The sequence below is a fragment of the Aeromonas sp. QDB56 genome (genome assembly GCF_027705505.1).
In the GTDB taxonomy this organism is placed as follows: domain Bacteria; phylum Pseudomonadota; class Gammaproteobacteria; order Enterobacterales; family Aeromonadaceae; genus Aeromonas; species Aeromonas caviae.
The window spans coordinates 1-12769 of record NZ_JAPDBZ010000119.1 but is presented as its reverse complement, the minus strand read 5'-3'; the positions used below and the strand labels follow the sequence as shown (position 1 = coordinate 12769).

10 protein-coding genes and 1 pseudogene are annotated in these 12769 nt (G+C 63.3%); 5 read left to right on the top strand and 6 right to left on the bottom strand.

The window, feature by feature from the left end:
* The first annotated feature begins 433 nt into the window (after positions 1-433).
* The 3 genes from OKB81_RS15835 (at position 434) to OKB81_RS15825 (ending at position 2088) form a co-directional block, all read left to right on the top strand.
* Positions 434-619 carry a hypothetical protein gene (locus OKB81_RS15835; protein ID WP_234888668.1) on the top strand — a complete coding sequence of 62 codons (186 nt, stop codon included), beginning with the start codon at positions 434-436 and terminating at the stop codon, positions 617-619.
* A gap of 62 nt (positions 620-681) precedes the next feature.
* Positions 682-1308, top strand: coding sequence for a hypothetical protein (locus OKB81_RS15830; RefSeq protein ID WP_270664977.1), 627 nt, complete (start codon positions 682-684; stop codon positions 1306-1308).
* A 378-nt stretch (positions 1309-1686) separates the two neighbouring features.
* A complete protein-coding gene (locus tag OKB81_RS15825; RefSeq protein ID WP_234888666.1) occupies positions 1687-2088 on the top strand; it encodes a hypothetical protein in 402 nt (133 codons plus the stop codon).
* A gap of 113 nt (positions 2089-2201) precedes the next feature.
* Here OKB81_RS15825 and OKB81_RS15820 read toward each other — a convergent pair whose 3' ends face one another.
* Positions 2202-3326, bottom strand: coding sequence for an anhydro-N-acetylmuramic acid kinase (locus tag OKB81_RS15820; RefSeq protein WP_160838984.1), 1125 nt, complete (start codon positions 3324-3326; stop codon positions 2202-2204).
* 64 nt (positions 3327-3390) lie between these two features.
* On the bottom strand, positions 3391-4701 hold the full coding sequence (locus tag OKB81_RS15815) for a peptidoglycan DD-metalloendopeptidase family protein (protein WP_160838982.1): 1311 nt from the start codon (positions 4699-4701) through the stop codon (positions 3391-3393).
* 114 nt (positions 4702-4815) lie between these two features.
* On the opposite strand from OKB81_RS15815, the gene tyrS reads away from it, so the two are divergent.
* Positions 4816-6015 (top strand): tyrosine--tRNA ligase, encoded by a 1200-nt coding sequence (gene tyrS, locus OKB81_RS15810; protein WP_160838986.1) that lies wholly within the window; start codon positions 4816-4818, stop codon positions 6013-6015.
* A gap of 84 nt (positions 6016-6099) precedes the next feature.
* On the opposite strand, the pseudogene ygjK reads toward tyrS, so the two are convergent.
* From ygjK to OKB81_RS15790, 4 genes and pseudogenes are all read right to left on the bottom strand, one after another.
* Positions 6100-8577 (bottom strand): annotated as a pseudogene (gene ygjK / locus OKB81_RS15805) (alpha-glucosidase); the annotation flags it as partial.
* Between the two features lie 184 nt (positions 8578-8761).
* Positions 8762-9574, bottom strand: coding sequence for a helix-turn-helix transcriptional regulator (locus tag OKB81_RS15800; protein WP_160838980.1), 813 nt, complete (start codon positions 9572-9574; stop codon positions 8762-8764).
* An 11-nt stretch (positions 9575-9585) separates the two neighbouring features.
* Positions 9586-10119, bottom strand: coding sequence for a YbhB/YbcL family Raf kinase inhibitor-like protein (locus OKB81_RS15795; RefSeq protein WP_139736724.1), 534 nt, complete (start codon positions 10117-10119; stop codon positions 9586-9588).
* Positions 10120-10296: 177 nt separating this feature from the next.
* The gene (locus OKB81_RS15790; protein WP_160838978.1) at positions 10297-11553 is read right to left on the bottom strand and encodes an adenylosuccinate synthetase; all 1257 of its coding nucleotides are present in this window, start codon (positions 11551-11553) and stop codon (positions 10297-10299) included.
* A 190-nt stretch (positions 11554-11743) separates the two neighbouring features.
* On the opposite strand from OKB81_RS15790, the gene OKB81_RS15785 reads away from it, so the two are divergent.
* Positions 11744-12646, top strand: coding sequence for a LysR family transcriptional regulator (locus tag OKB81_RS15785; RefSeq protein WP_041212603.1), 903 nt, complete (start codon positions 11744-11746; stop codon positions 12644-12646).
* Positions 12647-12769: the final 123 nt, after the last annotated feature.

Below are 12769 nucleotides of genomic sequence, written 5' to 3'. Positions count from 1 at the left end.
ATTTACTGGTAACCCATTGATATTAAATGACTAAAATTTTCATTTTTTGTTCTTGGGATACTTGTTCGCACTTTCCCAAGGGGAGGGGGCCTTCCCCTTGCCTGCCCCGACTTGCCGCCCCCCGATGCATATCACTCCTGTCATGACCTTTCCTGTGAGGGGGCCTTGGAGTCCGCCCTGCTTTGCCGCCCTGGCGTATCCCGCACTCCTTGCGATGCAGTCGGCTCATCTTCCCCGCATCACCCTTATTTGTGTTATTTGTCATCAACTGCCGTTATTGCGACCTGGGTCGGGGTTTGGGTGGATTATTAACTGTATGATTAATAATGAAATCAGGGACCCTGCCGACGAGCAGCACGGATCGGCACTCATCTGCCCGGGAGTGGCACATGCGATCGCATCGCGATCCCCGTCATCTGACTTCGGAGGTTTTATGCTTGGATTCATTCTGGGTGACATGTACAGCCGCACCAGCGGGTTTCGGCCCCCCCCCCCCCGCCTAGGCAAGCACTTCCCCCTCGCCCCCGACTATCAACTGCGCGGTCGCACCGGTGCCGCCATCCTGACCATGGAGACCCTGCTCGATACCCCCTATCCCCAGAGAAGTTCAGGGCCCTGATCTATGGCGCCTTTATCGAGCGCCAGCGTCGCCTCTTTGCCGAGCAGGTGGTCATTGGCCGGATGGAGGAGGGCCAGGACCTGGCGATCGCCATTGATCTCGCCTTTATCAGCACGGCGGTGCCCATCGGTCTGCTCGCCATCTCGGAGGAGATCGCGTTGCTGACCACCCCCCGTCCCACCCAGACCCATCCCCATAAGGTGGCCTTGAGCCAGGCGCTCGACTGTACCGCCATGCTGATGTTCTATGCCAAGGTCATTCGCCAGCGCAATGCAGTGCTTGAGCACATCGGCCACCAGTTCGGCTACAGACCGCAGGCCGGGTTGGTGGCCAGGGTGGGCCACGGCGGGGAAGATGACTATGCCGCCTTCATGGTCAATGTGATGACCTGCATCGCCCATTCTGGCTCCCTCAAAGAGGCGCTGGAGAATGGCGTCAGGATGGGCATGCGCGAGCCCGCCTTCTTCTGTATCGTCGGCGCCCTGGCCTCGACCCTGTGGGGAGTCCCCAAACCCTGGGCCCATGAGATCTCCCGTTTCATCCAGCGCCATCACCCCCACTATCTCCAGATCCTGCTGCGGGGCGAAGCCAGGGTGGGCCGCAGACAGATCAATCTGGACCCTCCCAAACCGCCGCTCTGTGCACCGGTCAAGCGCCAGGTAAACCGCTTCCTAAAGCGGGCCTTCTAGGGCCATGGGAGTGCTCTCGAGGTGCGGGCCCATGGCACCATCCCATCGGCCCGCCCCTGCTGATGGTCATCACGGGACTGTTATCTCACTGACCCCTGATCCCCCGGCTACCTTGCCCAAGAGAGGATGGCCAGAAAAGCCAACGGCTGCACAGGGGACAAGGGTCGGGCAGAAGGTGATCCACCTCGCCTTTTGACGTGAACGTCTTTTGATGTTTGGCTCCATACGATACCATGTGCAGCGTGTGTTCCTGTTGGGGGGAGGCGCCGCCCATCGCCCCCGTGGCTGGCCGCTGGTCCCGTCATGCCCTCGGGATGCACGACCCGGGGCCGCCACGGCAACCCCTTATCGCCATAGCCAACAGAACGGAGTATCAGGATGGCCATTGCCATTGAGCAGTCGGACAACACACTGAGGGTCAACAAGGATTGCTACGATCTGGGCCGCATCGTCGGCGTGCAGGTAAAAGCACTCGGCTGGATGGATCGGCTCAAGAAGACCTTGTTGCTGGGAGTGGTCACCTCCAGTGTGCTCTTTTACTTCACCCCTTCCTACGAGCAGGCGGGCAACTGGCTCATCGTGCTCTTCCTGCCCCTGGTGGGTTTTCTGTCTGGCGCCCTGATGGGGCTGCTCTCCAGCGCGAAATATGAGTTTTGCATCGAATTTTCCCACGCCGACGAGACGGGCGTGCAGTGGATCACCGCCGCCAGGAGTCGGCATGTCGCCGATTATGAGGCCTTCAAGGCGCAGGCGGCCAGGTTGAAAGAGCGGCTCGGGTAGGGAGCACAGAGTGACGGGTCTGCGCCATCTGGCGCCAGGCATAACAACAAGCCCGAACAGGTGCACCTGTTCGGGCTTGTTTCATTAGGGGCGGATGGCGCTCGGGGAGCGGCTCAGGCGGGATAGAGGGCGCCCAGTACCGCCGGGCGGCTAGCGCCGGTCACCGCAGGCAGGTTGCCTGGCTTTCGCTGGATAAAGCGTTGTGCCAGCCAGGCAAAGGCGGCCCCTTCCACCCAGTCCGGTGCAAGGCCGAGCTGGGCGGTGCTGGTCAGATGCCAGTCGGGTAGCAGGGCAGCAAGCTCCGCCAGCAGCGGGGCGTTGTGGGCGCCGCCACCGCAGACAAACAGCTCGGGCCGGGTTGGCGCGCCACTGTGGGCGGGCAACTGGCGGGCGATGCTGTGGCAGGTGAGGGATTGCAGGGTACGCTGCACATCAGCGGGGGCGTATGCGCAGCCGTCCAGCTTGCCGTCGAGCCAGTCGAGGGTGAACATCTCACGCCCCGTGCTCTTGGGGGCGGGGGCGGCGAAGTAGGGGTGAGCCAGCAACTGCTCCAGCAGCGCAGGGATAAGCTTGCCGCTGGCGGCCCACTGGCCACCGGCATCATAGCTGCCACCGTGGGGCTGGTGGCGGCGATACCAGCCGTCGAGCAGGGTGTTGGCGGGGCCGGTATCGAAGCCATATACCCCTGCACCCGCCCCCCCGTCGGCCTGGCCGGGCAGCACCGAGATATTGGCAATGCCGCCGAGGTTCAGCACCACCCGCAGGGCGCCGGGGCGGGCAAAGAGCGCCTGATGGAAGGCGGGCACCAGGGGCGCCCCCTGACCGCCGAGGGCCATGTCCATGGTGCGAAAATCGGCCACCACGTCGATGCCGGTCAGGGCCGCCAGCAGGGCCGCGTTGCCAATCTGCAGGGTAAAACCGAGGGCTGGGCGGTGGCGTATGGTCTGGCCGTGACTGCCGATGGCGCGAATCTCCTTGGGAGTCAGCGCCGCCTTGGCGAGCAGGGCCTGGGTGGCGGCGGCAAATTCGCGGGCCACCAGGTTGTCGGCGACCCCCATGCGGTCGATTTCGTTGTCGCCCGGGGTGCAAAGCTCATGCAGGGTGCGAGCCGTATCGACAGGCCAGGGATGGCACAGCGCCGCCTCGACCCGCAGAGCATCCCCCTCGATCTGCACCAGCACGGCGTCGATACCATCCATGCTGGTACCGGACATCAAGCCTATATAGCGTTCAGTCATGACAACCCCTTTCAATGATGCGGGGGAACCATCCGATACCGTGTTCCACCTTGGTCGACAGCGCTCAGCTGTCGTCACCGTTGCCCTTGTTTCTGGCCAGTTGCAGCTCGGGGCTGTCCAGCTTGGCCAGCTGGGGCATGGCCTGAGCCTTGAAGCTGGCCAGCGCCCGCCCGCTGAGAGACTCCGCCTGGGGCAGGTTGAGGGTGCGCGGGTTCTTGTGCACGCCGCCCACCACGAATTCATAGTGCAGGTGCGGGCCTGTGACCCGGCCGGTGCCACCGAGCAGGCCGATGGTCTGGCCCTGCTTCACTCGCTGCCCCTTGTTGACGGTGCGCTTGGAGAGGTGCAGGTACTTGGTCACGTAGTTGCCCGCGTGCTTGATGAAGACGTAGTTGCCGTTGAACTGGTTATAGCCGGCGGCCACCACGCTGCCGCCGCCCGCCGCCATGATGGGGGTGCCCACCGGCGCTACGTAGTCGATGCCGTTGTGGGGGCGCACCTTGCCGGTGACCGGGTGAAGGCGGCGCGGATTGAAGTTGGAGCTGATGTATTTGAAGTTGACCGGCGCGCGCAGGAAGCTTTTGCGCATCGCCTTGCCGTCCGGGGTGTAGTAGTTGCCATCCGTGTTCAGCACGGCGCGGTAGATGGCCCCCTGGTTGACGAACTCGGCGGCCAGGATGTCGCCGGAGGCAACCCGCTCGTCATCCTGGTATTTGTCCTGGTAGACCACCCGGAAGCTGTCCCCCGGTTGCAGGTCCTGGGCAAAGTCGATATCCCAGCCGAAGATGGCGGCGAGATCCATGATCTGGTCTTCCGTCATGCCCGCTTCGACGGCGGCGCCCCAGAAGCTGGAGCGGATCTCCCCATGGGCTACCTGTTCGCGGGTGTCGAGCTCGATCTTCACCGGCCTGGCCACGAAGCCATCATCCCGGCGGTTCACCTTGAGCGCCTGCTCCAGGCTGTGGGGGTAATAGAGGCTGTGCAGCTCGCCGCCCTTGGTGAGCTTGAAGGTGAGCTCCTGACCGGGTTTGAGCAGGCGCAGGGTATCCGTGCCCTCGAGCTGGTCGATGAGGTGCAGATCCGTGGTACTGAGGCCCAGGCGCTGGAAGATGACCCCCATGTTGTCGCCGCTGCGCACCTTCACCTGTCTGGTGACATAGCGCGGTTTGGGCGGGGTGACGGGCTCGGCCCGTGCCAGCTGCGCCTCCTCGTCGACCTGCTGCTCGACGGCCAGTTCGTTGCCGTTGTCATCGACCCGGGTGGCGACTGCCTGTTCGCTCGGCCAGGCCGCCAGCATCATCACCATGATGCTCAGGATAAGCACCATCTTGCGGTGCCAGTGAGGGAGAGAGTTGAAGGCGTGCCAAAGGACCATGAGAAGCAGACAAAGTTGAACCCGGAAGAAGGTCGGAGTTTACCGCCTTTCCAATTGGCCCGCCATTCCAGTAATATGTCTGGCCCTGTGGAATCGTGATTGGAGAGTCAAAAAATGTCCCAGCTCGAGGTGGCGCTAGCCGAGATCAAGCGCGGAGCGGAAGAAATTCTGGTTGAAGAAGAACTGATCGCCAAGTTGAAGGAAGGGCGCCCGCTGCGCATCAAGCTGGGGATGGACCCGACCGCGCCGGACATCCACCTGGGTCATACCGTGATCCTCAACAAGCTGAAGACCTTCCAGGATCTGGGCCATGAAGTGATCCTGCTGATCGGTGACTTCACCGCCATGGTGGGTGACCCCTCCGGCAAGAACGCCACCCGTCCGCCGCTCTCCGAAGAGGCCATCAAGCACAACGCCCTCACCTATGCCGAGCAGGCGTTCAAGATCCTCGACCCGGCCAAGACCCGCATCGAGTACAACTCCACCTGGCTGAGTGAGCTGGGCGCGACCGGCATGATCAAGCTGGCGGCCAAGCAGACCGTGGCCCGCATGATGGAGCGCGACGACTTCAAGAAGCGCTACAGCAACGGCCAGTCCATCGCCATTCACGAATTCCTCTATCCGCTGCTGCAAGGCTATGACTCGGTCGCGCTGAAGGCGGACGTCGAGCTCGGCGGTACCGATCAGAAGTTCAACCTGCTGATGGGTCGCGAGCTGCAAAAAGATGCCGGCATGGCGACCCAGTGCGTGCTGATGATGCCGCTGCTGGTAGGCCTGGACGGTGTCAAGAAGATGTCCAAGTCCGCTGCCAACTACATCGGCGTGCACGATGCCCCGGGGGAGATGTTCGGCAAGATCATGTCCATCACCGACGATCTGATGTGGAACTACTACGAGCTGCTCTCCTTCCGTCCGCTCGCCGAGATTGAAGAGTTCAAGGCAGGCATTGCTGCCGGCACCCTTAACCCACGCGACGTGAAGATCTGGCTGGCCAAGGAGATCATCGCCCGTTATCACGACGAGGCGGCGGCCGAAGCGGCCCACGAAGACTTCACCCAGCGCTTCTCCAAGAACGCCATTCCGGACGACATGCCGGAAGTCGAGCTGGCACTGGAAGGGGAAGGGCTGGCCATCGCCAACCTGCTCAAAGACGCCGATCTGGTGGCCACCACCTCCGAAGCGCTGCGCATGATCAAGCAGGGCGCGGTCAAGGTTGATGGCGAGAAGCTGGACGATGGCAAGGCCCTCATCGGTGTCGGTACCGCCGTCTACCAGGTTGGCAAGCGCAAGTTTGCCCGGGTGACCGTGAAGTAAGTCGCCACCTCTGGCGCTGCCATAAGAAAGGCCTCCCTTGCGGAGGCCTTTTTGTTGGGTCATTGACCGGGTTGGTTGGGAGCACCCCTCGGTTTTCAGGAAGTTGCGATAGAGCATGTAGAGGTGGGCCGAGCTCCAGCTGAAGTTGCTGGCCCCCTGCATGGCGCCGGTCTCCGGGTTGTAGTTCTCGCGGATGGGGCCGCTGCCCGCCAGCCCCTCGGCGTTGGCAAACAGCTTGTTGACGAGCTGTTGGGCATCGCTGCGATAGCCGTAGTTCTCCAGCCCCTTCACCCCGAAGTAGAACTGATCCAGCCAGACCCGACCGCGCCAGTAGATGTCGGGGTCATAGGCCGGGTTGGTCAGTGCCGCCGTGCCGAGCGGCACCTTGGTGTTGAACTCCTGGGCATTGAGCATCACCTCGCGCACCCGCGCCGCCTTCTCCTTGTCCGCTACCTCGGCCCAGAGCGGGCTCCACCCTTCCGGGCCGCGGCCGCGGGCTGTCAACAGCTTGCCGACGCAGCCGTTGGCGTCGGGCAGATCCCCCTGGGCTATCTGGCGGTCGTAATAGAAACCGGAGGCCTCATCGAACAGGCAGCTGTTGATGTAATCGGCCAGCTGGGTCGCCCCTTCGCGGTAGCGGCTCGCCTCGTCCGGCTTGCCGAGCAGCTCGGCCATGTCGGCCAGGATGCGTTTCTCCTTGGCGAGGAAGGCGTTGAGCTCCACCGACTCCTGATCGATGGAGAAGCCGATGAGGTTGCCGTCGTCCTGATGGTTTTCGAAGAAGAAGACGTTCCAGTCCTGGCGCGCCTTGGCCATGTCGCCGCCATAGGTCTTGTCGGCATAGCGCTTGAGCTGCTCCGGTTCAATAAAGCCGAAGCGGGCGGCGTTGTCCATGCCGGACTCCCAGCCGGCACCGTGCTGGGCGCCGATATCCATGTCGGCGTAGCCGCCAACGCTCAATACCTGCTGATAGAGCGCCATGCCGGCGCAGCCATACCAGCCATCTCCTTCATTGGTACAGCTCGACAGATCCAGCCCGACCGGTGCCCCCGTCGGGTACTGCACCTTGAAGGTGATGTTGCCGAACTCGTCGTTGTGCTCGACGTGGCGGGTGGCGCCATATTCGATGATGCCGTTGCGGTTGTTGTCCCGCGCCCGGTACCACCAGTCGTGATAGGCCTGGATCTTCGGGTACATCTCGGCGATGAAGGCCTTGTCCTGGGTGGCGCTGTAGATCTCCCAGATGGCCCAGGCGGAGAGGGGCTGCTTGGTGTCGCGCTCGTTCCAGTTGCCGCCGTCGCCACCCCGATCGGCGAGCTTGTTGTAGAAGACGGCGTCGATCACCATGCCGGCATCCTGCGGACGGACCGGGTCATCGGCCTGGAGCTGGTAGTCATACATGGCGCGCACGTTGTTCTTGGCTACCTCGGGGTTGAAGTGGGCCATGGCGTAAGCGTGCTTCCAGCTGTCCCAGGCCCAGACCCCGTCGAACCAGCGGGCGGTGTTGGAGGGGATGACCCCGTCGTGCAGGATGGCGCCGGCGGGGGAGCGCCAGTTGCCGTTGAGGGTCTCCATCGCCTTGACCGCGATGCGCAGCTCCGACTCCGGGATCCCCTGATTGGAGAGGCCGCGCGCCAGGTAATCCTCCCAGCGGCGGATGGCGTCGTCGAAATGGCTGGCGGGGTCGGCCAGCAGCGCCAGGCGGCTCTGCTCGAAGCGACTCGCGTCAGCACTGCTGTGGACGTAGCTCTGCAGGGTGTAGATATCCTGCTGGCCCTTGGCGGCCAGGGTGAGGCTGGCCTCGCTCACGTAGCCGAGCCCCTGTTCGTCGAGGGTGGTGCGACTGGGCAGGGTGCGGTCGATGCGATAGCTGGCGCTGCCGCTTTGCATGATGTTCCAGGTGCTGCGCAGCTTGCCGAACTGGAATGCCACGCCGCGCTCGGTCTGGCTGATGGTGCGGGTCCAGGCGGGGTACTGCTCGGCGACCGTCTTGTTGGCATCCCACTGCTGGAGCAGCTCCCCCTGCCAGTTGAGCTTGAGGGTGAGGGGGGCGTCAGTGTGGTTGATGAGGCGAGTGCGAACCAGCGCAGTGCGGGCATCGCCGTAGCGCAGCTCCAGCTCCAGGGTGAAGGGCTCGAATTCGAAACGCTGCACCAGGGCGCCGGGGATGGCGTAGATCTCGTGCTTGCTGGCGCTGGTGAGCGGGAAAGCACGGCCGCTCTCATCGCTCAGGGTCAGCTTGTCCAATTCCCTTGCGAAGAACAGGCTGTACTCCTCGGCGATCACCATGGGGCCGGTGAAGCCGCCCCATTCGCTGTCGCTGGCGGGCAGCAGGAAGCCGTGCCAGGCACCGAGATCGAGCAGCGGGTTGTATTTGAGGTTGGCGTAGCTGTCAAAGTCACGGAACTGGAGCGGGGTGCCGCTGCGGTCGATCACGTTCTGATACTGGTTCGCCAGGGTGGCGCTGGGGGCGGCCGGGCTGCTGGAGTCATTGCCGTTGCAGGCAGTGAGGCCGAACAGGGCGACGCTCAGGGTGACGGATAGTAAACTTTTACGAAACATCTCTCGCTCCAATGACAGTTTTTGTAGGTTAAGGAAGGTGTTTTTTAGTATTTGTTTTAGTGAAAGCGTTTGCGAGAGCCATTATAGGGCGATTTTGACGGGGTTATTGGCGTTGTGTCACAGTGCAGGAGGGGCGAGTGTGAGCCGGATCACCCGGTTACACGAGGTTACATAGCTTTGCATTTTAGTAATTATTTACTTTTGTGGTGGCAGTCAGTGAGAGAGAGGAGGGGCAGGTACGCAGGTATTGGTGGGGGGTCAGGCCGAACTCCTCCTTGAAGCGCGCGGCAAAGCGGCCGGTGGAGTCGTAGCCACAGGCGAGGGCGGTCTGAAGCGGCGTGAGCCCCTGTTGCAACAGGGTGAGGGCGTGCCCCAGGCGTACCTGGGTCAACACCTGGCGAAAGCTGCGTCCCTCGGCGGCCAGCTTGCGGACCAGGGAGGCGCGGCTCATGGCGAAGTGGGTCGCTACCGTCTCCAGCCGGTGATCGAGACCAGGCTCTACGCTGAGGTAACGGGCCAGCCGTTCCCCCAGGGTCATGGTGGTGGCAGGAAAGAGCAGGCCAAGGCCCCCCACTTCCCTGAGCTCGCCATAAAACCCTTGCAGCAGCTGGGTCTGGGCCGTCTCGCAGAGCTGCCGCTGCGCCATGGTGGTGACGAGATCGAAGCAGAAGGCGAGGGCCGACGTCACCCTGATGGCCGGTGGCTTGAGGAGATCGAGGGTGCTCTCTGCCAGCCACTCGGCCGGTGGCGGGGCCAGCAGGGTGAGCGCCTGGGAGCGAAACGTGCCCTGCTCCGGCTGGTTGACGAAGGTGAGCCGGTGACCCGCCGGGATCAGCAGCCAGCTCTCCTTGTCAAAGGAGAGGCGCTGCTCCCGCCACCACAGCTGCTTGCGGCCCTGCTGCACCCAGATGAGGGTCGGTGCGTAGATGAGCACGCGGCGCAGGGGCTGCTGGCGGATCCCGAAGTAATGATTCAGTTGCAGCAGGGGCGTGCTCATCGGGCGGGCTCCTAGGGGGTGGTGAAGGTGGCGGTCAGGGTGGCCTTGCCAAGGGCCAGGCTGTTGAGCATGTAGCCTACCATGGCGGGTGGGGTGTTGGCCTTCACCTCCAGCGCCTTGGGCAGGGCCCAGACGGTGAACTGGTAGCGGTGCATGCCGTGACCGGCGGGTGGGCAGGGGCCGCCATAACCCTGGGTACCGTAGTCGGTGCCAAGCTCCAGCCCCTGTTTGATCTTGCCGGAGGCATTGCTCGGCAGCTCGCTCTGGCTGGCCGGCAGGTTCACCACCAGCCAGTGCCACCAGCCGCTGCCGGTGGGGGCGTCCGGGTCATAGGCGGTGATGGCGACGCTCTGGGTGCCGGCGGGCAGGCTCTGCCAGCTCAACTGGGGGGAGCGGTTCTCGCCGCTGCAACCAAAGCCGTTGAAGCTGAAGACCTTGTCCATGGGTTCACCCTCGCGGATGTCGGTACTCTTGAGGGTCATGGCGCTGGCGGGCAGGGCCGCGAGGCAGAACAGGGGCAGCAGCGGGATAATGGGGGATCTCATGATGGGCACTCCTTTGTGTGAATATGGCATTCACTCTAAGGGGGCTGGCTCAAAACAGAGTGCCAGTATGGCTCAAATTATGCCATGGAGGCGGCTTTTGTGAGCTGTTCGGGGCTTTTGAGGGGCATAAAAAAACCGGCATCCTGGGATGCCGGTTTTTGGGAGAGGCGAGGGGCCTTAGCGCAGGATCATCTCGTCACGGCCCGGGCCGACGGAGACCATGGGCACCGGCACGCCCAGCAGGGCTTCGATGCGCAGCACATAGTCCTGGGCAGCCTTGGGCAGCTCGGCGAAGGTGCGGCAGGCGCTGATGTCTTCGCTCCAGCTCTCCATCTTCTCGTAGACGGGGGTGAGGGCGGCGGTCTGCGGCCAGATCGGGTTCTCGGTGTGGGCACCTTCGTAGGCCACGCAGATCTTCAGATCCGGCAGACCGGTCAGGCAGTCCAGCTTGGTCAGGGCCACTTCGGTGGCCGCCTGCAGCTCGACGCCGTTCTTGGTGGCGACGGCATCGAAGTAACCCACGTCACGGGGACGGCCGGTGGTGGCGCCGAACTCGTTGGTGATCTTGCGGAACTCGTCCTGGTTCTCCATGGCGGTCAGCAGGGTGCCGGTACCGACGGAGGAGCTGAAGGCCTTGGCCACGGCGATGACGCGCTCCGGGCGCAGGCCCGGCAGACCGCCACCGATGCCGGCGTAGGCGCCGGAAACGTGGGAGGAGGTGACCCAGGGGTATTCGCCGTAGATGAGATCACGGCCGGCACCCAGCTGGGCTTCGAACAGCAGGGTCTTGCCTTCGGCTTGCAGTGCCTTGAGGGGCATGCTGACGTTGCAGACGGCGTCCAGCCAGGGAGCGGACACTTCCAGCAGCCAGTCGGCCATCTCCTGGGCGGTCTGGGTGAATTCGAAGTCCGGATAGAGAGCCTTCATTTGCGGCAGTTTCCAGTCCAGCATGAACTGGATGCGCTCGACCAGCACGTCCGGCTGTTTCAGCCAGCCCACCAGGATCGCCTTTTTCATGACCCGATCACCGTAAGCCGGGGCGATGCCCTGACGGGTGGAGCCGTAGGCGCTGTCACCCAGGCGTTGCTCTTCCAGGGTGTCTTCCAGCGCGTGCAGCGGCAGGCAGAGGGTGGCACGGTCAGAGATGGCGAGCTTGGGAATGACGCCGGAGGCCTTGACCTCTTCCAGCTCGACGGTGAGCTTCTCGGGGCTGATCACCATGCCGGGGCCCAGCACGACCAGGCAATCCGGGTTGAAGACGCCGCTCGGCACCTGGTGCAGCTTGAAGGTGCCCAGATCGTTGACCACGGTGTGGCCGGCGTTGTTGCCGCCCTGGAAACGAATACTGGCGCCAGCCTGGCCTGCCAGATAATCGACGATGCGGCCTTTGCCTTCATCACCCCAGTTAGCACCTACGACTACGATAGACGACATGACTCTTTCTCCTAAGACGTTAGGCGTCCATCCTAGGAGCCCCGTGAGGATTAGAAAAATTAATTATCTTTATAATTCCGATAAGGAAGCCATATAATTCCGGTGCAATTATCGACACCGCGCTCCCTTTCGTGGTGCCCGTGCCCTGGCGGCGCTGGCCCTGCCATCGACCCGGGAGAAGAGGAACCCCATGCTGGACATTCACTGGCTGCACACCTTCGTCACCCTGGCCCGGTTGCAGCACTTCGGCCAGACGGCCACCGAACTGCACATGACGCAACCCAATGTGAGCCTGCACCTCAAGAACCTGGAGCAGGCGACCCGGGTCAAGCTGGTGGAGCGCAGCCCGTTTCGCCTGACCCAGGCGGGGGAGCGGCTGCTGCAAAGCGCCGAGCGCGCCATCAACGAGCTGCAACTCTGCCAGTCCGATCTCAATGCCCTGAGCCAGTTGAGCCAGGGGACGCTCGCCATCGCCGCCAGCGACATCATCTCGCGCCTGCTGCTCATCCAGCCGTTCCAGCGCTTCAAGCAGGCCTTCCCCGGCATCGACCTCACCCTGTTCAACACCACCTCGGATCAGGCGGCGGATCTGGTGCGGGCGGGCAAGGCGGATCTGGGCTTCGTGATGGCACAAAAGCGCAGCGAGCCGCTCTTCTACACCGAGTTGCAGCAGGTGACCTGGTGTGCCCTGGGGCACGGCCTGGCCCGCTGGCAGGCGCGGGCCAGCTCGGGGGAGAGCGATCCTCTGGACGAGCCGACCCTGATCCTGCTGGGGCACGACACCCGGACCCGGGCATTGATCGACCCCTCCCTGCCCCTGCTCGGTCTGCCGAGCTGCCGCATCATGGAGGTGGGGAGCGTGGATGCCCAGCTCGACTGGGCCGAGGCGGGCTTTGGCGTCGCCATCGTGCCGGATTTCTCCCTTCACCCCAGGCTCAAGCTGACCGCCCCGGTGACCCGGCTCACCGATTTTCCCGGTACCAGCCTGGGGTACGTGGTGCGCCAGAACCAGGTGCTGTCCCGGGCCATCAAGCAACTGCTGCACTGGGTGGAGGAGGAGATCCAGAATCCGGCGCTGCTGCTGGCGCCGTGACAGGCCAGGCGCCCGTTCCCGATAACCAAGAGGCCACCCCTGGGGTGCAATGCTGTTCAGATAAGCACTTTTTTGACTGATTATTCATAAATTGGATTTGAGTTGAGGGGGCAAGGCTGTGTC

Coding starts and splice junctions, on each gene's coding strand:
- OKB81_RS15800 (WP_160838980.1), bottom strand. CDS start 9,574: ATGAGCACGCCCCTGCTGCAACTGAATCATTACTTCGGGATCCGCCAG.
- OKB81_RS15790 (WP_160838978.1), bottom strand. CDS start 11,553: ATGTCGTCTATCGTAGTCGTAGGTGCTAACTGGGGTGATGAAGGCAAA.
- OKB81_RS15830 (WP_270664977.1), top strand. CDS start 682: ATGGAGGAGGGCCAGGACCTGGCGATCGCCATTGATCTCGCCTTTATC.
- tyrS (WP_160838986.1), top strand. CDS start 4,816: ATGTCCCAGCTCGAGGTGGCGCTAGCCGAGATCAAGCGCGGAGCGGAA.
- OKB81_RS15825 (WP_234888666.1), top strand. CDS start 1,687: ATGGCCATTGCCATTGAGCAGTCGGACAACACACTGAGGGTCAACAAG.
- OKB81_RS15795 (WP_139736724.1), bottom strand. CDS start 10,119: ATGAGATCCCCCATTATCCCGCTGCTGCCCCTGTTCTGCCTCGCGGCC.
- OKB81_RS15835 (WP_234888668.1), top strand. CDS start 434: ATGCTTGGATTCATTCTGGGTGACATGTACAGCCGCACCAGCGGGTTT.
- OKB81_RS15815 (WP_160838982.1), bottom strand. CDS start 4,701: ATGGTCCTTTGGCACGCCTTCAACTCTCTCCCTCACTGGCACCGCAAG.
- OKB81_RS15785 (WP_041212603.1), top strand. CDS start 11,744: ATGCTGGACATTCACTGGCTGCACACCTTCGTCACCCTGGCCCGGTTG.
- OKB81_RS15820 (WP_160838984.1), bottom strand. CDS start 3,326: ATGACTGAACGCTATATAGGCTTGATGTCCGGTACCAGCATGGATGGT.